The sequence below is a fragment of the Faecalicatena orotica genome, from assembly GCF_003149245.1.
GTDB classification, from domain to species: domain Bacteria; phylum Bacillota; class Clostridia; order Lachnospirales; family Lachnospiraceae; genus Faecalicatena_A; species Faecalicatena_A orotica.
On record NZ_QGDL01000007.1, the window covers coordinates 106796 to 128104 of the forward strand.

General features: G+C 44.5%; 18 protein-coding genes. 16 read left to right on the top strand and 2 right to left on the bottom strand.

Going from position 1 to position 21309, the window contains the following annotated elements; genetic code table 11:
• Positions 1–47: 47 nt before the first annotated feature.
• Positions 48–926: a ThuA domain-containing protein gene (locus A8806_RS12280; RefSeq protein ID WP_109731494.1), complete on the top strand. Its 879-nt coding sequence runs from the start codon at positions 48–50 to the stop codon at positions 924–926.
• A gap of 344 nt (positions 927–1270) precedes the next feature.
• On the opposite strand, the gene A8806_RS12285 is transcribed toward A8806_RS12280, so the two are convergent.
• Positions 1271–2335: a LacI family DNA-binding transcriptional regulator gene (locus tag A8806_RS12285; RefSeq protein ID WP_181368693.1), complete on the bottom strand. Its 1065-nt coding sequence runs from the start codon at positions 2333–2335 to the stop codon at positions 1271–1273.
• 275 nt (positions 2336–2610) lie between these two features.
• Between A8806_RS12285 and A8806_RS12290 the strand changes: the two genes are divergently transcribed.
• From A8806_RS12290 to A8806_RS12315, 6 genes are all read left to right on the top strand, one after another.
• The gene (locus A8806_RS12290; protein WP_109731496.1) at positions 2611–4038 is read left to right on the top strand and encodes an alpha-L-fucosidase; all 1428 of its coding nucleotides are present in this window, start codon (positions 2611–2613) and stop codon (positions 4036–4038) included.
• Between the two features lie 14 nt (positions 4039–4052).
• A complete protein-coding gene (locus tag A8806_RS12295; RefSeq protein ID WP_109731497.1) occupies positions 4053–5387 on the top strand; it encodes an ABC transporter substrate-binding protein in 1335 nt (444 codons plus the stop codon).
• A gap of 76 nt (positions 5388–5463) precedes the next feature.
• Entirely contained in the window at positions 5464–6348 is an 885-nt protein-coding gene (locus tag A8806_RS12300; RefSeq protein ID WP_109731498.1) for a carbohydrate ABC transporter permease, read from the top strand.
• Entirely contained in the window at positions 6345–7148 is an 804-nt protein-coding gene (locus A8806_RS12305) for a carbohydrate ABC transporter permease (RefSeq protein WP_109731499.1), read from the top strand. Before A8806_RS12300 ends, A8806_RS12305 begins: the two co-directional genes overlap by 4 nt.
• Positions 7145–8491 carry a glycoside hydrolase family 28 protein gene (locus A8806_RS12310; RefSeq protein ID WP_109731500.1) on the top strand — a complete coding sequence of 449 codons (1347 nt, stop codon included), beginning with the start codon at positions 7145–7147 and terminating at the stop codon, positions 8489–8491. The genes A8806_RS12305 and A8806_RS12310 overlap by 4 nt, the downstream gene beginning before the upstream one ends.
• A 22-nt stretch (positions 8492–8513) precedes the next feature.
• Entirely contained in the window at positions 8514–9764 is a 1251-nt protein-coding gene (locus A8806_RS12315) for a glycoside hydrolase family 28 protein (RefSeq protein ID WP_109731501.1), read from the top strand.
• 178 nt (positions 9765–9942) lie between these two features.
• On the opposite strand, the gene A8806_RS12320 is transcribed toward A8806_RS12315, so the two are convergent.
• Positions 9943–10506: a PD-(D/E)XK nuclease family transposase gene (locus A8806_RS12320; RefSeq protein WP_109731502.1), complete on the bottom strand. Its 564-nt coding sequence runs from the start codon at positions 10504–10506 to the stop codon at positions 9943–9945.
• Between the two features lie 90 nt (positions 10507–10596).
• On the opposite strand from A8806_RS12320, the gene A8806_RS12325 reads away from it, so the two are divergent.
• The 9 genes from A8806_RS12325 (at position 10597) to A8806_RS12365 (ending at position 21302) form a co-directional block, all read left to right on the top strand.
• Positions 10597–11124 carry a nitroreductase family protein gene (locus A8806_RS12325; protein ID WP_109731503.1) on the top strand — a complete coding sequence of 176 codons (528 nt, stop codon included), beginning with the start codon at positions 10597–10599 and terminating at the stop codon, positions 11122–11124.
• Between the two features lie 42 nt (positions 11125–11166).
• Entirely contained in the window at positions 11167–13572 is a 2406-nt protein-coding gene (locus A8806_RS12330) for a GH39 family glycosyl hydrolase (RefSeq protein WP_181368695.1), read from the top strand.
• A 194-nt stretch (positions 13573–13766) separates the two neighbouring features.
• A complete protein-coding gene (locus A8806_RS12335; RefSeq protein WP_181368696.1) occupies positions 13767–15431 on the top strand; it encodes an ABC transporter substrate-binding protein in 1665 nt (554 codons plus the stop codon).
• Positions 15432–15588: 157 nt separating this feature from the next.
• Positions 15589–16563, top strand: coding sequence for an ABC transporter permease (locus A8806_RS12340; protein ID WP_109731506.1), 975 nt, complete (start codon positions 15589–15591; stop codon positions 16561–16563).
• Positions 16563–17456, top strand: coding sequence for an ABC transporter permease (locus tag A8806_RS12345; protein WP_109731507.1), 894 nt, complete (start codon positions 16563–16565; stop codon positions 17454–17456). The genes A8806_RS12340 and A8806_RS12345 overlap by 1 nt, the downstream gene beginning before the upstream one ends.
• A gap of 12 nt (positions 17457–17468) precedes the next feature.
• On the top strand, positions 17469–18449 hold the full coding sequence (locus A8806_RS12350) for an ABC transporter ATP-binding protein (RefSeq protein WP_109731508.1): 981 nt from the start codon (positions 17469–17471) through the stop codon (positions 18447–18449).
• 2 nt (positions 18450–18451) lie between these two features.
• Positions 18452–19411, top strand: coding sequence for an ABC transporter ATP-binding protein (locus A8806_RS12355; protein ID WP_109731509.1), 960 nt, complete (start codon positions 18452–18454; stop codon positions 19409–19411).
• A gap of 12 nt (positions 19412–19423) precedes the next feature.
• The gene (locus tag A8806_RS12360) at positions 19424–20341 is read left to right on the top strand and encodes a flavodoxin family protein (RefSeq protein ID WP_109731510.1); all 918 of its coding nucleotides are present in this window, start codon (positions 19424–19426) and stop codon (positions 20339–20341) included.
• 13 nt (positions 20342–20354) lie between these two features.
• Positions 20355–21302, top strand: coding sequence for a sugar phosphate isomerase/epimerase family protein (locus tag A8806_RS12365; RefSeq protein ID WP_181368697.1), 948 nt, complete (start codon positions 20355–20357; stop codon positions 21300–21302).
• Positions 21303–21309: the final 7 nt, after the last annotated feature.

A 21309-nucleotide genomic window follows, 5' to 3' on the forward strand; every position in this document is an offset into this window, starting at 1 on the left:
TTTACTGCGCAGACCTTACAAATTTCTGAAAACAAAAAGGAGCAGCCATGAGTAAAACGATGTATCAAATTTTGATTGTTACAGGAATTGTAACCTCGGAGCATGACCCTAAAACCAACAGAATGCTGAAAAGGACTTTGGAGTCAACAGGCAGATTCCAGGTAAAGATTACAGAAGAATTCAGAGGCGCGACAGCAGAAACATTAAAAGGCTATGACGCTGTTCTGTTCAATTATGATGGGAAAGCTGACGTAAAGGCTCCGTATATCCCGTTGGGAGATACCGCAGTAGAAACTCTATGTAAGTTTGTAGCAGACGGAGGCGGAATCATTATCTATCATTCATCCGCGATAGCACAGGAAGAGGAATTCCCTGATGAATTTGTGAAGATGATAGGCGGCGCTTTTAAGTTTACCAATGGAGGACGTAAAAACCCTAAGCTGTCATTTAGAGTAGACACCGTAAAGGGCGATCCCATTTGTGAGGATGTACCCGATTACTGGTATACTGCACAGGATGACTTATTTGTAAATATCAAATGGCTTGAGGGGAATCAGGTGGATATCCTTGCTACTGTTTATGACGGTGAGGAGGACTACGACCTGAACCGGATGCAGAAACATCTGGCGAAAGACTATCAGAATATCGATTTTTCAAAGCTGGAGAATCTGAACAAGGATCACCCGGTGATCTGGAAAAATACATATGGAAAGGGACGTGTTTTCGTCCCGTTTATCGGCCACGGAATAGATACCATACGCAGACCGGAATTCGTCTCCATATTTGCACGCGGATGCGAGTGGGCGTGCTGCGGGGAGGTTACCATTCCATATCCGGATATACAGGAAGAAAAAAGATTTGCCGTGTGGCCGTACTATGATAATATTTCACTGGCAAAAATGGCAGAACTGACAGAAGGAATTTAGTGGAGGAGGGCGCCTGCCGGGGAAGGGGACGGAGGATGACGGGAGTATCTGACCTGTTTGAATGACTGCCCGCTATGCTAAACAGCAATAAGAGAGAATACGCAAAATCAGCCGGAACCGTACGCATTCACCGCCTAATCTGATGATTAGACGGCTCAGGCGTACTGAAAAGTTAATTCGGAATTAACTTTTCTCCGGCTGGTTTTGCGTATTTTCACTAACTGCTGCTAAGCCTGCTCTATGCATTTCAAACAGGTTAGATACTCCCGCTGCCCTCCGCCCCCCTTCCCCTGCAGGCTGGGCTCATCCGACTTGTAGTGAGAACCCTTGCACTGAGGAGAATCCTAAACGATGCTCAGGGTTTGAGGTGCAATTGTTTTGCGTTCAACAATATGTGTGGAGAATATGACGTTTCGGATACAAGGATTATCTACAGGACTTTTTAAATGCAGTTTATCCAGCAGGATCCGGACGGCCTCCTGACCGAGTTCCTCACGGGGGTAGGAGATGGTTGTTAGGGGGGGGTTCACATATTGTGAAAATTCTATATTATCACACCCAATGATCGATATATCCTCAGGAATAGAGTATCCGAGTTCCTGGATTGCTCTCATGGCGCCGATAGCCATTCTGTCATTCGCCGCAAACACTGCTGTAATATCAGCGGTGGAGGTTAATAACTTTTTCATTTCCATGTAGGCGTTCTCCATATCCCAATTAATATTGAGCAGCAGGGAAGGGTTCAATTGTCTGTTGTTGGCCAGCATGGCCATTGCATATCCGCGGAAGCGGTCTTCATATTCCAGAATACGTATTTTATCAGGTGTGTAACCGCTGATATCTCCGATGTAAACAATCTGGCTGTGTCCCAGATCAATCAGGCGCTGGATAATGGAGTATACAGTACTCTCAAAATTGAGGGATATCTTGTCATTCTGGAATCTGCCATATCCCCGGAACATCTCGACAGCAGGAATCTGTTTTTCATAAAAATACTCGTATATTTCTATGGGAACATCACCTATAAAAATAACACCGTCACAGGCGGAGGGTTCTCCCTTTTCACGCACTGCGGAATCAGAAAATTCCTCTGCTGAAAGCGCAAAGCTTAAGTTACATTTCTGCGCAATCAATTCCGACTCTATTCCCTTGATAATATCGGAAAAATAACTGTCGTCAAAGGAATGCTCGTCTTTGGTTACGATATAACCGATATTCTTTGTCCGTGAATTAGTCTGAGACTTGGTTTTCCGTTTTTTTACCTTATAGCCGAGTTCTCGTACACTTTCCCAGATCTTTTCTTCTGTTTCTTTTGAAACGTTCATTGTTTTATCATAGTTTATAACTCTCGAAACCGTGGTCAGGGAAACGCCTGCCTTCTCGGCTACATCACTTAGTTTAACCGCCATTTTATAACCATCCTTTTGCTTATACCCAAAGGTGATAAGCATTTTACTAAAATCTATAAAGCTATATTAACATACTATTTTCTGGTTTTCAATGGGTTCTTTCGGAAATCTAAATTTTAGTAAAAAGTGTAATAGTTTATAATACATGTAAAATATAATAAATTCAATAATGGTGAATATTTCCACTGGATCAGAAAGAATGATAATTTTAGTAAAATTAGTGTTGACAAATTTACTAAAATTATATATATTAAAATAAAAAAGGAGGTAAAGGAATGGAAGAAAAACAAAAGAAAACGAGTTATGAAGCGAATTGGGAATCTTTAAAGCAGCATGAGCCCTCGGAATGGTTTAAGGATTCAAAGTTTGGTATTTTTGTACACTGGGGTGTGTACTCTGTGCCGGCATGGGCGCCGACCAATGACTGCCAGATCGACCAGTATACGAAACTGCATGGGACTCACCCGTATGCAGAGATTTACCTGTATTGTATGAGGTTTAGGAACAGTCCTTTCTGGAAACACCACGTAGAGACGTATGGGAGCAATTTTCATTACGATGACTTTATACCGATGTTTCAGGCTGAAAATTACCATGCAGAGGAATGGGCAGACCTGTTTAGGGAGGCAGGGGCAAAATATTCAGTCATGGTTACAAAACACAGTGACGATTTTGCTATGTGGCCTACGGAATATTCGGACAGGAATGCATTCAAAATGGGACCACATAAGGATCTTGTCGGGGAATTTGCGGAGGCAATGAGAAGCCGTGATCTGAAGCTCGGGTTATATTTTACATGGTGTTTTAATGTCTATTACTCACATTATCCGAGTTTTCCGTATACGGATTATATCCATGCGCAGGCAAAGGAACTGATCGATACATATCATCCGGACCTGTTCTGGCCGGATGCAGAGTATGCGGTGCCCAGACAGAGGGTTCCGGCAGAGCTATGGAGAAGCGAGGAGATGATTTCCTACTTTTATAATCAGGCAAAGGACCCGGCACAGGTACTTGTAAATGACAGGTGGGGAAAGGTTGATAATGAGCGGCTTCTTGGAGACTATATGACGCCGGAATATGCAAGCATGGATGGGATTCCTGAATTTTACTGGGAAACGACGAGAGGGATCGGACGGTCATTTGGCTATAACCAGATGGAAGGCGAAGAAGATTATGCCAGTGTGAAAGAACTTGTGCACATTCTGGTAGATAATGTAAGTAAGAACGGCAACCTGCTATTAAATGTCGGACCGAAAGCAGACGGAACAATACCGGATATACAAAAGAACCGGCTGCTTGGAATCGGCAGATGGCTGAAGAAAAACGGAGAGGCTATCTATGGCACACGCCACTGGGTACATTTTGGAACAACAACAAAAGACGAGATCCCCATCAGGTATACCAAAAAGGGGGATACGGTTTATGCGATTGCTCTTGAGCGTCCGGCAGGAAACCTGAGTATACCGTATCTGTATGCGAAGGACAATACGGTAATCAGGGGTGTGGCAGCGAACCGGGAACTGGAATGGCGGCAGAAAGGGAATGAGCTTGAAATTATACTGCCGGAAAACCTGGAAGAGTCAGAGGCTTATGCATTCTCGATCAGCCCGGAGCCATACTGCCTTATAACGGAGGAGAATAAGCCCAAAATACTGAAGGTAACAGATCTTCAGGTAATGGGACTGGATAAGCACTGGTAAAGGAGGAGAATTTTATGAAAAAGTGTAGGATTTTGAGTGTTTTATTGTGCGCGGCTATGCTGGTAACAGGGCTCGCGGCATGTGGAAAATCAGACGGGGATAAGGCTCAGAAGGATGGAGGCGGTGATGGGAAAATCAAACTGACCTTTATGGGGTGGCAGCCTGAGCTGCAGATGATGAATGACAAGATGCTTCCTGTGGTGAAGGAAAAATATCCGGATATCGAGATACAGGTGGAGATACTGGAATGGTTTGATTACTGGGATAAACTGACGATAGACTCGGCAGCGGGGGATGCTGCGGATATCGTTGCGATGGATGTAGACCATATTGCGACTTTTGAGGATTATTATATGGGACTGGATGATCTGGCAAAGGATGTGCTGGGTGATGGCTGGGAGGACCAATATAATGACGGCATATTGGATGACCTGCGCGGTGTGTCCTCAGACGGGACACTGAAGATGATGCCGTCTGATGTGACAGGGCTCTGGTATATTTTCTACAACAAAACAATTTGCGATAAGCTGGGAGTCGAACCGCCAAATGGGGAATATGAGGATCTGGCAAGATTTGCGGCGGAAATCAAAGAGAAAGACTCATCTATACTGCCAGTAGCATTTGCAGCAAAAGAAGATGTGAATCTGGGTTATTTCTATCTCTGGCTTGCAACAAATAATCAGCAGGGGATTGTTCAGGATGCAGTAGAAGGAAAAGCGTCTTTTACAGATGATGCCTTCGTAAAAGCATTTGACCAGCTCCAGAGAATGTATGATGATGGGATTCTGGCAGAAGAGAATTTCGGACTGGATGCTTATCCGGGATGTGATGAAGCTCTGAAGAATGGAAACTGTGCGGCTTATCTGACAGGAGAATGGTACCTTGGCAACTATCTGATGGGAACTTCCCTAAAGGGGACACCTACGGAAAATGATGAGATGGGTGTTGTTACCATGCGCAATGTGCAGGGCGCCGAAACCTGTATGCAGAAATATACTTCATTCGGATATGCCATCAGCAACGAATGTGAACATAAAGAGGAAGCAATGAAGATTCTGGAAGAATGGACTCAGGGAGAAGCAGCAAATGAATGGATGAATTACATGGCCTGTGTCCCAGCAGCAAAATCTGTATCGATTGATGTCGGCAATATGAAATCCGAGGAGGCAAAGAAGACTTATCAGAAGGCACTGGATGACTTGAATCAAAATCCATCCGTTCTCCGTTCAACATTAAATATTGAACTGGATAATAAAATAGGTGAGGCTGTTGTTTCGGTTATGCGTTCAGGTCTGGACGTGGATGAGGCGTTGAAACAAATACAGGATACCGCAGATGCAGTGAGGTAACAGCGGTCTTAAAGGATGTCAGGAAGCAGTGTCCTTAGCTTCCTGATATCCGGGTAAAAACGGGAAGGTGGCATGGATGAGAAAAAATAAATGGAATTCATATTTATATATATTGCCTGCAGTTGCATTCGTTAGTGTTTTTCTGATTTATCCGATTCTCTTCAACCTGATATCCAGCTTTACAAAATGGAAGGGGCTGAATTTCAGTGCGGCAGAGTTTGTTGGACTCCAGAATTATGCAGCTTTATGGAAGGATACAGTTTTCAGGAATGATTTGAAAAACTGCATTTTCTTTATGGTGCTGACGCTGTTTTTCCAGATGAGTATCGGGCTGCTGCTCACGGTTCTGCTTAATATGAAACTGGCAGGGCACCGGTTTCTGGAGACAGTGTACTTTTTTCCGGTTGTGTTGTCATCTGTTGTGATCGGGTATACATTTTCGCATATCTTCGAGCCGAATTTCGGAGCCCTGAACACATTTTTACAATCGGCCGGGCTGTCAAATCTGAAGAGGATGTGGATTGGAGACCCAAAGTACGCTATCTATGCGATTCTGATAGCCAATATTTACCAATGGGCGGGTATGGGAATCATATACTACAGGGCAGGTCTGGCGGGGATTTCAAAGGATATCTATGATGCAGCTAAAATAGACGGGGCAGGATTCTGGCAGAGTTTTTTCAAGATTACAATCCCGCTGCTTAAAAATATCCATGTGATTATCCTGCTGATGGGGACTATTGGGTGTCTGAAATTCTTTGATCTGGCCTATATCATGACGAGCGGGGGACCGGCCAATTCCACAGAATTCCCGCTTTTGTATCTTTACAGGAAGTTTATGAGAGAGTCGAACAGCGGGCTGGCAAGTGCGGTTGCAATTATCATTATTATTCTGGCAACTCTTATGTCGGCGGGAATTTTGAAAATTACGGGGAACGGTAAGGAAGAGGGAGAATTATGAGTAATGCAAAGAAGAAAAATTTACTGATTGAAGTGATATTGTTTGCTGTCGCTGCGATCTGGATTATTCCAGTATTGTCAACGGTACAGATCTCTTTGAAAAATGGCGGGATTCAGAATTATCAGGATGTATTTGCCACAAAAATCAATGAAGTAATGATTCTGCCGAAAATGATATTGAATAGTGTGATTGTGACAGGCGGAACGATCCTGATTGTTATGGTATCTGCAACACTGGCTGCTTACGCATTTTCAAAGCAGGTTTTTCGCGGGAAACATTTTTTCTTCGTCCTTCTATTATCCTGCTATGCAATCCCGATGCTGTCCACACTAATTCCCAATTCACTGCTGATGAAAAGCCTTGGCCTGCGCGGATCCTATATTTCCATGATATTTCTGCTTGCAACGGCGAATATTCCATTGGCAATTTTAATCTTCAAGGGCAATTTTGACGGGATATCGAAGACATACATAGAAGCAGCCGCAATAGACGGGAGTACGGATCTGAAAACATTCCTCTTTATTATTCTGCCGATGTCAAAGCCTGCAGTCGTAAATGTCCTTGTAGTACTTTTTATACAGGTGTGGAATGATTTCCAGATACCACTGGTTTTCTCTACGAGTCCGGAAAAGTATACACTTACCCTTGCGCCGACATTCTTCGGATTGACACAGAACCGTCTGGACCTGCCCCATTTGTATGCTTCCATTGTAATTATTGCCATACCGGTTATTGCCTTTTATATGTTTATGCAGGATAAGATTGTGGAAGGAATGAGTCTGGGAGGGTTAAAAGAATGATAAATATAAAAAAAGAAATATTGCTCGTACCTGAACCAGAGGGTACAGATGATACGGGGAGAATCCAGGCAGCGGTGGATAGCTGCAGGGAAACGGGAGGCAGGGTAGTCTTTGCACCGGGAAAATATTATACAGGGACGATACATTTGTGCAGTAATTTGATGATAGAATTCACAGAAGGCAGTGAAATAATCGGAAGTGATGACCTGGCGAAGTATACGGTTCATGAATACAGCCACCAGTCAAAGCAGAATTACTGGCAGAGTCTCTTTTTTGCAAGAGATGCGGTACATGTGGTGCTAAAGGGAAAGGGCCGGATATCCGGTCAGGGGGATCGTTTTCCATATGGACTGGAGGCATACAGTGTGGATGATCAGGATATGGCACCAGTCAGGGAATATAAAGTAAGGCCCAGCCTGCTCTATTTGAAAGGCTGTACAGATGTGAAAGTAGAACAGTTAGAATTGAGAGATGCCGCCCAGTTTGCAGTGCTGACAGAAGAATGTACAAAAGTGGAGTTTCGGGACGTCAGTGTCATTAATAGAAAGAACCAGAACACAGACGGGTTTCATTTCTCCGTGATCAGAGATATTATGGTCGAGAACTGCAGGCTGGACTGTGGAGACGATGCGGTCGTCCTCAACAGAAGCGCCGCCGGAGTCAGGATCAGAAATTGTGATATTTCATCCAGATGGGCGGGAATACGGATCGGACCTTTTTCAGATGGAGAGTTTACCAGGATTGAAGTCTGTGGCTGCCACATTCATCATACTTACGGATGCGCTGTAAAGATACAGGTAGGGGAGGGCGGCTATGCTCATGATCTATATTTTCACGATCTGGTGATGGACGAAGTTACAGGACCAGTTCAAATCAGGCTGTGTCATTTTCCAGGGTGGGAGACGAAAAAAGAAACAAACATAAGTCCCGGCAGAATTGATCGTATTACCTTTGAAAGAATCAGGGCCAGAGTAATCGCCGAGGGAAAACCGAAGCCTCATGAAGTGCCCGTATTCGACGGCGAAAGATATTCCTGTGTTCAGGTTCAGGGACTGGATGAATATAAGATAGGCCGGCTGACATGCAGGGATTGGGACATTCAATATGAGGGCGGGTATGAAGATACGGCATACAGCCTGCATTTAACAGAAAATGCAGACTACAGATATCCGGAATATTTTATATTTGGGATTATGCCATGTTATGCCATGTATGCGGCCCATGTAGAAAAACTGGTGCTTTCCGGTCTGCATTTTTCTTGTGAAAAAAGGGATGTCAGGGTGCCGTTTGTTTTTCATGATATAGCTGGAATAGAAATGACAGGAATACAGACAGAACAATAAATACGACCAGTGAGGAGAGACTATGGAAAATGTGAAATTATTTGGAGCGGCAGGGGACGGGATACAGGACGATACACAGGCGATACAGCACGCGGCAGACCAGGCGGCAGCAGCGGATGGAGAAGTTTATTTCCCGGAGGGTATATACCTGACAGGGACACTATTCTTAAGGAGCGGCCTGCATATACGGCTGAGTGAACGTGCGGTACTGCTGGGCAGCCCGGAAATTAAAAGCTATAGTACGAAGACACATTATAATAGGTATGCAGGAGAGCATTTTCTGGACAGATGCCTCATTTATGCGGAGGATGCGGAAAATATTAGGATATCGGGCGGGATAATTGACGGCAATGGGGCTGCCTTTTATGAGGAAGGAAATCCTGATATAGTGCATCCGATGTTGTTTCGCTTTTTGAGATGTAAGAATATCAGGATGAATGATCTTAATATTCGTATGCCTGCCGGATGGAGTACGGCGTTTCTTGAATGTGAAAACATCCGGATATCCGGAATCAGTATCATAAGCAGACACTTTAATGGTGACGGGCTGGACTTCGACAGCTGCCGCGATGTCCGGGTGTCAGACTGTATGCTGGATACCAGCGATGATTCCCTGTGTATTCAGAATTCAGTGGCGGAAAGGGTAAGCCAAAATTTTGTGATCAATAATTGTATTATGAGAAGCAGGTGGGCAGCAGTCCGCATTGGTCTTTTAAACAGCGGAGACATAGAAAATGTGACAATATCAAACTGCATCTTCCACGATGTCTTATGCAGCGGACTTAAGATTCAGGCGGCTGAGGGCGGCAGAATCCACAATATTATGATAAGCAGTCTGCTGATGAAAAATGTCCCCAGACCTGTATTTGTAACATCGAATTATTGCAGGATGGGGGTACTGGATGATAGTCCCCACGATGGTGAACGTGGGATTGACGGAGTATATTTCAAAAATATAGTGATTGAGAGTGACCATACAATGAAATCAGACCCGGCAGCTGGATTTATCGTTCTGGGGACAGGAAAAAGGAAAATAAAAAACATCCGTTTTGATGATATTACGTATCACGCGCCCGGAGGCTGGAAAGACATACCAGACAGCATACCGGAACTCGAAGGCAAAAGACCTGAATACTTTTCAATCGGCCAGATTAGTGCATCTGCATTTTATGCAGCACACATAGAGGGGCTGCATCTGGAGAGATTTACATACAGCTTTACAGAAAAAGACGCAAGACCCCCTATCGTTTTTAACGATGTACAGGTAGTCTAGTACTAGGGGGGGGGACTTTCGAAAAATTACAGAATTTATCAAAAATGCCAACTTACGGGAGAAGAGAACGGGGACAGCAGGAAGCATATAACCTGTTTGTCTTCCGTTCTCTTCTACGTTCAGCAGGTAAAGCCGTTCAGAGAGAATCAAAACTATATCCAGTGTATGTGTATTAACTTTAATTGATCTGATATTCAGAGAGCTGTTTTTCCTCATCCGGTTGCCTGATTCGTTTTAGAAGGACATCATCGGAATCTTGTGAGTTTGCCTTTACAACATTATAAATTTCTTCAAGATCATCTGCAGATTCTTCTAAATCTTCTGCTATTTCTGCTAATGTTTTTCCTTTAAGATACTTTTTCTTTATCTGTGAAATTAATTTTAGAACGTCTCCCTCTTCAAGCCCCTCTCTGCGCCCTTGGTTTACAGCGGTCTGCAGGCGGCTTATTTCATCACTGATAGCCATCTCGCGGCGCAGGTATAAGTAGCGCTCGTTTTCATCCTGGTTTATTTTCTCCAATTCGTCTTTTGCTGCCTCCATATAGGAATTCCCTTTGGTCTCCATACATATCGCCTCCCAGCTTTTTGCCGCAATAACCTTTGCCCATTTGTAAAGCTCCGGTTCCTGTTCTTTTTCTGCTTCTGTTGCATCTTTTAATTTCTTTAATTCTATCACATGGAACTGGAATTTACTACTGTATACTTCATGAGGAAATTGTTGCCGGATACCGTTATTTGCCATATATAAGAGGCAAAACGGCGTTTGAGAGAAAGGGAAATCCTGAACTATAATTTAGTCAACAAATCGAATCGAATAGAAAGGAAGAAGCACATGAAAGAGACCATAGCTGATATCAAAATGCGTCGGAGTGTAAAGGAGTACAAGAAGGAGCAGATTACGGATGAAGAGCTGCTTACTGTTCTTGAGGCCGGGATGAATGCACCGTCCGGGGGGAATAAACAGTCACCCATTTTTATTGCAGTACAGAATCCGGAATGGATTCAGAAGCTTTGCAAATTAAATGCGGAGATTGCAGGGGCTCCGGAAGGGTTTGATGTATTTTACGGTGCGCCTACCATTATTCTTGTATTAGCCCAAAAGGGAGTTGGCAATCCGGTGGAGGACGCAAGCCTGTGCCTCGGAAATATGTTTAATGCAGCGTATGCCCTTGGCCTTGGTTCACGCTGGATCAACCGGATTTATGAAACCTTTGAGACTGATCTGGGAAAGGAACTGCTCAAAGAGGCCGGATATGAGGGCGAGTACATAGGTGTCGGGTCCTGTATCCTCGGATATCCGAAGAACGGGTTCCCGGAACCAATCGAAAGAAAGCCGGATTACTATAAAATTATTAAATAATGAACTTCATTCATGCACTGTTTTAGGAAGCGGGGATTGCTGATGAGAGAAATTATGCATCTGGAGTTTATTACTGACCGGGAAAGCAGGACGCATCTGCATCAGGATCTGGAAATCATCTATATTCTAAAAGGGGATGTTGAGATCCTGCTTGATAATAAAAGTTACAAACTTTCTGAAAATGACTTTATCCTGATCAACACGAACAAAAAGCACTGGATCAAAAGTGGGAAAAATTCGGTTCTGGGACTTCGTTTTCTCATTGATTACCAGATACTGACAGAGTACATGAAAACAAACCAGCTTTTATTCTGGTGCAACACAGTAACGGATAATGAAGAAAGCTATATGCTCCTTAGGAAGATCATGGATCAGATTCTGAGTCTGTATTTTGACGGGGCAGAAGCAGATGCGTTCCGTATCAGAAGCCTGATGAATGAGATGCTCTATCTGCTGACAAGTAACTTCCTGGTTAGGAATGAGATGAAGAAAGCGGCGTTACTGAACAATGAAGAAGATGCCCGGGTGATTGAAATCAGGAATTATATACTGACGAATTACCAGAAACAGTTAAGCCTGAATGATCTGGCAGAACAAATGCATCTGTCAAGTGCACATTTATCCCGGTATATAAAACAGAACTTTGGAATTAGTTTTCTTGAATATTTAAACAATGTACGTCTTTTCCACGCCGTAGATGACCTTGTGTATTCCAATAAAAAAATCATTAATATTGCGATTGACAACGGTTATCCAACACCTACAGCATTTAACAAAGCATTTCGCGACTGCTACCAGATGACACCGTCTGAGTATCGCAGCAAAGCGAATGAAACAAATGTAGATGATGGTCAGATGACCCGAATGACAAAAGAAAAACAAAGGGAATTGAAAAAGATCATCAGGCAGAAAAAGAATTACCTGAAGAAGGAAAGCCTACAGGACCACAGTCTTCTTGTTGTAGATGCAGACCAGATCAGACCGCTGAAAAGTGTATGTAATGAGATTTTAAACGTGGGTGATATTACGAACCTAATGCGTTCTGATGTACGAAGCCAGATACATTTTTTACAGAATAAACTGAATTTTAAATATATCCGGATGTGGAACATGCTCAGACAGCTTGTTTATAAAGATGACGAGGAGCATATACAGCTTAACTTTACCCAATTGGACCGCATTTTGGATTTTTGTTTAGAGATACATTTAATTCCCCATATCGAAATCGGGTATAAGCCGGTGATTCTGATGGAAAGGGTAGAGAAACAGATCTACTCGGAAGCGGATACAATTTTATTCCAGACGCTGGAAGAATATGAGGATGTCCTGAAAAGATGGTTTATGCATCTGATTAACCGGTACGGACTGGAAGAATTTGAAACATGGCGGTTTGAAATGCGCAGGGATATCACACATTACCCGCAAAAGAGTGATACGTTTTTCGAGTGTTTTCCCACGGCAAAGAAACTGCTCAGGGAACTTTCTCCAAAAATCAGGCTGGGCGGCCCGGGAATTATTCTGGGGTATGAGAATTACCAGTATGATGAGCTGTTTGCAAAGTGGAAGGAAATTCCGGAGGCAGAACCGGATTTTATCAGTGTCTACAGTTTCGGTTATGTAACAGTTGAAAAGGACGGGAAATATTATGTAAAAAAGTCCGTTGATTCCCAGTATACAAACCATCAGGTAGAACTGCTGAAAGAGGTCTTAGACCGGAATGGTTTCTCAGATCAGAAAATCTACGTGACAGAGTGGAATTATTCGATCTCAAACCGTAATGTGCTCAATGACAGTTGTGCGATGGGTGCTTACGTCATGCAGAACCTGATACAGGCAGAGAACATGGTCGAGTCTATGGGCTGGTGGCATGCGACAGATCTTTTGACAGAGTACCATGATACAGAAACGGCGCTGAACGGTGACAACGGAATGCTTACCTGTGACGGAATACAGAAACCAGTCTATTATGCCTTTGAATTTATGAATAAACTGCATACAGGCATGCTGGGAAAAAATGAGAATCTGCTGATTACTACAAATGAAAAGGGCCGTTATACGCTTGTGTGCCATAACAGTAAAAGACTGTGCTATCACGGCAGGACTGTAATGGAAAATAAAATCCGCATAGAGGATGTGGATGAGTTGTTTGAGAATACGGAACCCATACGGCTGAAGGTACAGATCCATAACGTAAAGCCGGGAATCTACCGGATGAAATCTAGTTTTATTAACAGAGAACATGGAAGTGTGCAGGATTTGTGGACGCAGATGGGGAAAAAGAAGAATCTGTCCAGAAGTGAGAGTGATTATCTGAACCGGATTACAGTGCCCCATATTAAGATCACAGAGATTGAATCAACAGAGAATATTTTGAATTTTGAAATCGACTTACAGCCATATGAAATCAGGCTTATAAAGTTAGATTATCAATATAAAAGCCATAAATAGGAAACAGATGTTGCGATAAAAATACATATCAAAAATGAACCTATTGTTTTTGATGCTGCAAGTAATAGTGACTGTGACTTTTGCATGAAAGTCAATAGAAAAACAGCGCAGGGAGGGAAGAAATAAAATCAGAATAAAAATATAATATAACTATCATGCAGCACAAATATAAGATCAAAAAAAGGAGGAACAGTATGAAAAAGAAAATGGTAAAAAGGATTCTGGCGTGTGCATTAGCAGCTACGATGGTGGTGGCAATGGCAGGATGCGGATCTTCAAAAGACACAAAGGAGACCAGTGCAAAGAGCGGTGAGGAGTCTAAAAAGCCGGCATCTGTAAGTGACATCGAAATCAACGAGGCAGGTGTAGACGCAACAGGGCATGAGGGAGAAGAGGCGCCGGAGGGCGTGCAGGAAGGGACAACCTATAACCACTGGACAAACTATGACATTCCGATTTATACACCGTGGATGGATAACCGTGCAGCGGTCCTTTCTTATCAGATTTATGACAACCTGCTTGTAAAGTGGAGAGGGGATGTGAATGACATCCGTTGTAATATTGCAGAAAGTTATGAAGTTTCAGACGATGGACTTGTATGGGACTTTAAACTGAGGGATGACGTTACGTTTTCTGACGGGTCAGGCTTAACGGCACAGGATTTTATTGCTACATGGGACGTTATGGAGACATATCAGCCACGCCCATTTGCCAGTGTGGAAAGCTATGAGGCAGTCAGTGACTATGAACTGAAGATTACCTTAAGTGCACCGAACCCGACCTTTATCTATGAACTGCCGACACAGAACATCTATGGCGTTGTTTCCCACAAAGCACTGGAGCAGTACGGACCGGAAGATAACAGGAGCGCAGTGGGATGTGGACCTTACTATGTTGAATCATATACAACCGGCGAGAAATTCGTTCTGAAGGCAAGGGAAGATTACTGGAATAAAGAACGTGCACCTCATATTGAAACATGCGAAATCGATATCATTGCGGACGAGAATACAGCTATGATGGGCCTGCTTAACGGCGAGCTTGACTGTATGAACACCGTGGATATTGAAGTTATGAATAACCTTCTGGATAACGGAATTACACTGGCCCTGATCGAAGACCGCGAAAATCCGTTCTGGCTGAACTGCCGTACCGTAGACTGCTTAAAGGACATAAAAGTACGTGAAGCACTCTGTCATATGATTGACTGGGATGCGCTTTCTGAACTGGTGTATGACGGATTATACCCACATCCGGACAGCTATTTTACAGGAGACGAGGCACCAAAATATTCAGAAAAATATGATTATGACCCGGAACTTGGACTTAAGATGCTGGATGAAGCAGGATATAAACCGGAAGATATTGACTTTACAATTCTGGCAGATCCGGACTTTACAGATTTAGAAGTTGCTCTGGTTTCACAGTTTAATGAGCATGGCCTTACAAACATTGATACAGTAACTTATGACGGTGCTACATGCTACGGTATGCTGAAATCAGGTACATATGACTGCTTCCCGGTACACAATGGGTACGATCCGACTTCACCGCTGACACCATTTACAATGGGACTTCTGGAAGGTGGAACACAGCCTTGTATGTTCTTAAAAGATGCGGATGAGGCAGCTTATAATGAGGCAGTTGCTATTTATGACAAGGTAGTATCTTCAACTACGACAGATGAATATTTTAAAAATGTGACAGAGCTTGAAAATCTGGTACAGGAGCAGTGTCTGGCACTTGGAGGACTTCAGGTAATCAGAGGTTATGCATTCTCTGATAAAATCCGCGGTGCATATGTATCACCAGTCAGTGCTGAAATCCAGTTTAGCGATCTGTGGGTTGCTGAAGACTAATATGCAACAGTTCAGGACTGTCTGAAATGTGATATATATACTGCACCGGACAGCTGAATGTAAGAGGAAACGTCGGCAGGAACCTGTGGGCTTGGGTCTGCAGGTTCCTGCCTTTCTTATTAGTAATGTTAAATCAGATGATTTAGGGGGACCATATATGGCGAAATATATTATAAAAAGAATTTTGATGGTACCTGTGCTGCTTCTGCTTATTGCGATGTTTGTTTTCTTTCTTCTCAATCTTTCAGAAGCGGATCCGGTCTTGATGATGATGCCGGCTGAATATTCACAGGAGGACTATGATGAGATGGCAGAGCGGTTTGGCCTGGATAAACCAAAACCGGTCCAGTTTGTAAACTGGGTGAAAAGTGCCGTTACGGGTGAATTCGGAACTTCCTACAAATCCAAAGCGGCTGTATCAGATGAAGTGCTTTACAGAATTCCTGTCAGCCTGAAACTAGCCGGTGTGACAACACTGCTGATGATCCTGATCGGAGTTCCTATGGGGGTCATGTGTGCGGTGAAGCAGTATTCGGTGTATGACAATATTGTAAATATTGCCGCAAAATTTATGGGGTCAATCCCCGGTTTCTGGCTCGGACTGATGCTCATCCTTGTGTTTTCAGTAAACCTGCACTGGCTGCCTTCGTTTGGAATGAAGAGCTGGAAGAGCTGGATTCTGCCGGTATTTACCTTTTTGCTCCCGTATCTTGCCAACTACCTGCGGCAGGTGCGCAGTGCGATGCTTGACTGTATCCGTCAGGACTATGTGCGGACATCCCGGAGCAAGGGACAGAAAGAAAGCGTTGTTATTTTCCGGGATGCACTGAAAAATGCATTGCTTCCGATCATTACCCTGACTGGTGGTACTTTTGCATCCATGATCGGTGGTGCGGTCATGATAGAGCAGGTATTTGCATTCCCGGGAATCGGATATAAGGTACTGGAGGGAATTAATAACAGGGATATGCCTGTCATACTTGCCTGTACGATTATCCTGGCATTATTCACGATCGGTGCACAATTGATTATTGATATCCTGTATGCGGTTGTGGATCCGAGAATCAGGAGCAGCTTTGCCGGGAAGAAGAAAGTGAAAAAAGAAATCAGCACGGCAGGAGGTACGAATTGATGGCTAATACGGGAAAAGATGGAAGAAAAAGGATGAAGAAACGCGGCCAGATGGCAGAGGCATGGGCTCGTATGAAGACGCAGCCGATCGCCGTGGTATCGCTCGCGGTTGTTGCAGTACTGGTTCTTGTTGCAATTTTTGCAGACCTGATTGTTCCTTACAGCAAGGCAATTACCCAGGTCGCATCGGACAAGCTCCTGCCACCGGGAACGGCCGGACACATACTGGGAACGGACGGCTTCGGGAGGGACATGTTTGCCAGAATCATTCATGGTACACGTACTGCATTGGAGATCGGATTGATTTCAGCAGGTGCATCTATTGTTATTTCGACCTTTCTGGCATGTTTATGTGCCACGGTCGGCGGATGGGTTGATAACCTCATCATGCGTTTTATTGACGTTGTAAGCTGTATTCCAAGTCTGGTCATGGCACTGGCTATCTGTGCCGCACTCGGAAACGGGATTCCCCAGCTTGTATTTGCCCTGTTTTTCACAGGACTGCCCATGCACACGAAAATGGTACGAAGTGTGGCTTTAGGTGTTGCAAAAATGGAATATGTGGAATCGGCGGTTGCACTCGGTGCAAAGCCCGGATATATTATGATGCGGCATATGATACCGAATCTGGCGAGCGTTATTATCATCAATGGTACGGCACAGGTATCCATGAATATCATGATGGGGGCAACCTTAGGATTTGTCGGCCTCGGTGTAAAAGCTCCGACTCCTGAATGGGGAACGATGCTGGCTGACGGCTTAAGCTACATGCTGCGCAACCAGTACATGGTTCTGGTACCGGGACTTGTTCTGGCACTTGCAGCCTTATTCATTAACTCACTGGGCGACAGCCTGCGTGATGCACTCGACCCGCAATTGAAAGGCAGAGCATAGGAGGAGCGTAAAATGGGAGAAAAATTACTAGAAATTAAAGATTATAGCGTCAGATTTACAACCGATAAGGTGATCTCCAGAGCGGTCAGCCACGTGAATCTTTCTGTGGATAAAGGGGAAGTCCTCGGACTTGTCGGGGAGACAGGCGCAGGGAAAACGACGACTGCACTTTCTGTTATGGGCCTGCTTCCGAAGTATGCGGTAGAGACAGAAGGAAAAATCATATTTGACGGCCAGGAACTGACAGGGATGAAGGAAAGGCAGTACCGGAATATACGGGGAAAACGGATTTCTATGATTTTTCAGGATCCGATGACCAGCTTAAATCCGGTATTCAGGGTAGGGGACCAGATCGCCGACGTGATCAAGATTCACAATCCCAAGATAAGCCAGACCGAGGTAAACAAACGGGTAGACGACATCATGAGGATGGTAGGGATTGCGAAGGAACGAAAAAGCGAATATCCGCACCAATTTTCAGGCGGTATGAAACAGAGGGTTATGATAGCTATTGCGATTGCGGGTAATCCGGACCTTCTGATAGCAGATGAACCAACGACGGCACTTGATGTGACAATTCAGGCCCAGGTAATCAAAATGATGCGTTCCCTGCAGAAGGAACTGGGGTCCTCCGTTATCCTGATTACGCACGATCTGGGAATCGTGGCAAACTTTTGTGATAAGGTTGCGATCATGTATGCAGGGGAAATTGTAGAGAGTGGTACACTGGAAGATATTTTTGACAAGAGCAGAGAACATCATCCATATACGGAAGGGCTGTTTGCATCACTTCCCAATATTACTGAACGCACCGAGCGTCTGACACCTATTAAGGGACTGACACCCCATCCGTCAGAACTGCCGGCCGGATGTAAGTTCCATCCGCGCTGTCCGAAATGCTCGGAAATATGCAGCCAGGGTGACACACCTCCGCAAAAACAGAAAGAGACCCATATGGTTCAATGCCACCAGATTCATGAGGAGGAGATGTAAATATGAGTGAAAAGAAAATATTGCTTGAATGCAAAAACTTAATGAAATATTTTGAGACTCCCCGTGGGATGCTGCATGCGGTTGATGATGTAACTTTCCGGCTCGAGGAAGGAAAGACGCTTGGTGTTGTAGGAGAGTCGGGGTGTGGAAAATCCACGCTCGGAAGAACAATACTGCGGCTGCTTCCATCGACCGGTGGGCAGATTATCTTTGACGGGAAGGATATTACAAAACTGCCAGATAAGGAAATGCTGAATCTGAGAAAGCAGATGCAGATTGTCTTTCAGGACCCGTTTTCCTCACTGGACCCGAAAATGACGGTTTCACAGATCATTGAAGAACCTTTGAAAATACATAAGCTTTACAACAGCAAGGAAAAAATGAGTGAGCGTGTCAGCGAACTGATGGAGATTGTCGGACTGGACGACAGGTATGTGAATACCTACCCGCATGAACTAGACGGCGGAAGACGGCAGAGAATCGGTATTGCCCGCGCCATTGCGTTAAACCCGAAATTTATCGTCTGCGATGAGCCGGTGTCCGCACTGGATGTATCGATCCAGGCCCAGATCCTGAACCTGATGATGGACCTGAAGGAAGAACTGGGACTGACTTACATATTTATCACTCACGATCTTTCTGTAGTCAAGCATATCAGCGATGAGATTCTCGTTCTCTATCTTGGGAAAATGGTCGAAAAAACCAGTTCAGACAGGCTGTTTGAGAACCCGCTCCATCCATACACAAAAGCACTGCTGTCCGCAATTCCGATTCCGGATATCGCTTTTAAAGGGAAGGAAGCACAGGTTATGAAGGGAGAAGTTACATCTCCGATTGAACCACCCGAGGGATGCCGGTTTGCTTCCAGATGTCCAAATGCCACGGAGCGATGCTTTAAAGTAAGCCCGGAATTCAAAGAAGTGGAAGAGGACCATTTTGTTGCATGTCATTTATATGAATAGGAGAGGCTTAAGATGAAGAAAGTATTGGGACTGAATTTTGGACGGGTAAACGGAAATTGTAAGAAATTTTTAACAGAGGCAGTGGAGGCGGCAAAGTGCGCAGGCGCCGAAACACAGATCATAGATACGATGAAGCTGGAGATTAAACCCTGCATTGGCTGCGGGGCATGTTCCAGAGTGCTTGAGAGCGGAAAAGGGCAGATTACATGCTGCCAGAAGGATGATTATGAGATGTTGTCGGATGCCGTACTTGCGGCGGATGCGATTATTGTGGCGGCGCCCGTGTATGTGCTGGCACCGACCGGGCAGATGAAAAACTTCATAGACCGCTTTGGTCCTGCCCATGATAAGGCATATATGCTTTTTGAGAATGAGCTCCGCAAGGATACAGGGGGCGAGGAACTAAATCCGGACTGCCTGAAACGCCATCTCGTGTCTTATATATCCGTCGGCGGCGCGACAACCCCGCACTGGGTTGCTTATGGAATTCCGGGTATGAACCTGTTCGGTATGAGCCTGAATATGAAGGTAGTCGACCAGCTGGATGCCTACGGGGCATATGTACCGGATAACCATCAGAAATTATTAGAGAAATCGAAACATATGGGTACAAGGATTGTGGAAGCACTGGATCTGAAAAACAGTGAAATCACCTGGGAATCCGATCCCGGCGTATGTCCGGTCTGCCACTGCAAAGAAGTGACACTGAACGGGACAGATCAGGTTTGCTGCCCGGTCTGCGGTATTTACGGCACTTTGAAAATGGATGGCACAAAGGTCTGCGTCGAGTTTTCAGAAGAGGAACAGAGCCGCAGCCGCCTGAAATTTACAGGTGTGCTGGAGCATCAGGTGGAGCAGGGCAGAAAAGACCGTTATCCGAGGTTTGACGAGTATGTAGAGAAGTTCAGGGCAATGCAGGAAGAATTGTAGGGGGGACATGAAAATGGAAGCTTGCTTTAGCACAGAAACTGTGGATTTGAATCATCAAATGCCCAATCGGAATCAGAGAGAAAGTAAGTATTACTGGGATGAATTATACCAGCTGATTGCTGCGGCGGGATTTACCTCTGTAGAAGTGCCATATGAGCCAAAATGGGATTTCGGCGGCCGTTCCGGAATCCCCCGGACACTGCGGTCTGTCACGGTGAAATACGGGACCATGCAGAAATATATGGAAGAAATCAGGAAGAACGGAATTGAGAAAATCAGCAGTGTACACCTTGATCCATCTCTCTTCTGTCAGGGAAACCTTAAGATGTATCTCGGCGCTTTCGGTCATTTTGGAGAAGAAGCAATAAAGTTTGCAAAAGGAGCGGGCGCAGAGACAATCGTATTGACTGCCTCACCCTCCATTTATTCCGTGAGGAAACTGATGGAAGGATCTTCACATGGGGAAGAAGAGTTCCTAAGCCAGACTGCCCGCGTCATTGACAGCCTTGCAGAAATGGCAGGGGAAGAAGGCTTAAAGCTGTGTCTGAAAAATGAATACTGGGGACTGCTTCGGGGAGAGGCAGTACTGCAATTCCTGAAACAGTGCAGAAAAGAGATTTATCTTGACATTGATACGGCACATCTTAAGATAGCCGGCACAGATCCTGCAAAGTTTATTGCTGCAAATAAGGAAAAAATCGGTATCGTACATTTGACCGACACCGGTTTTACAGACGATCAGGAGGCTTATCTGCAGCCCCTGCCGGAATATCCGGCAAAAACTGCTGCAAAGGTATTCTGCGATATCGGGAAAGGCAGCGTAGATTTACCCGCGGTATTAGCGGCGCTGGAAAATGCAGGGTATGACAAAACAGTCATATATAATTGTAAAGATTCCAATGATGTATACCGTTCTCTTTTGAGGACGCGCTGCTACATTCAAAACAAATTATCGGAATAAGCGGGAG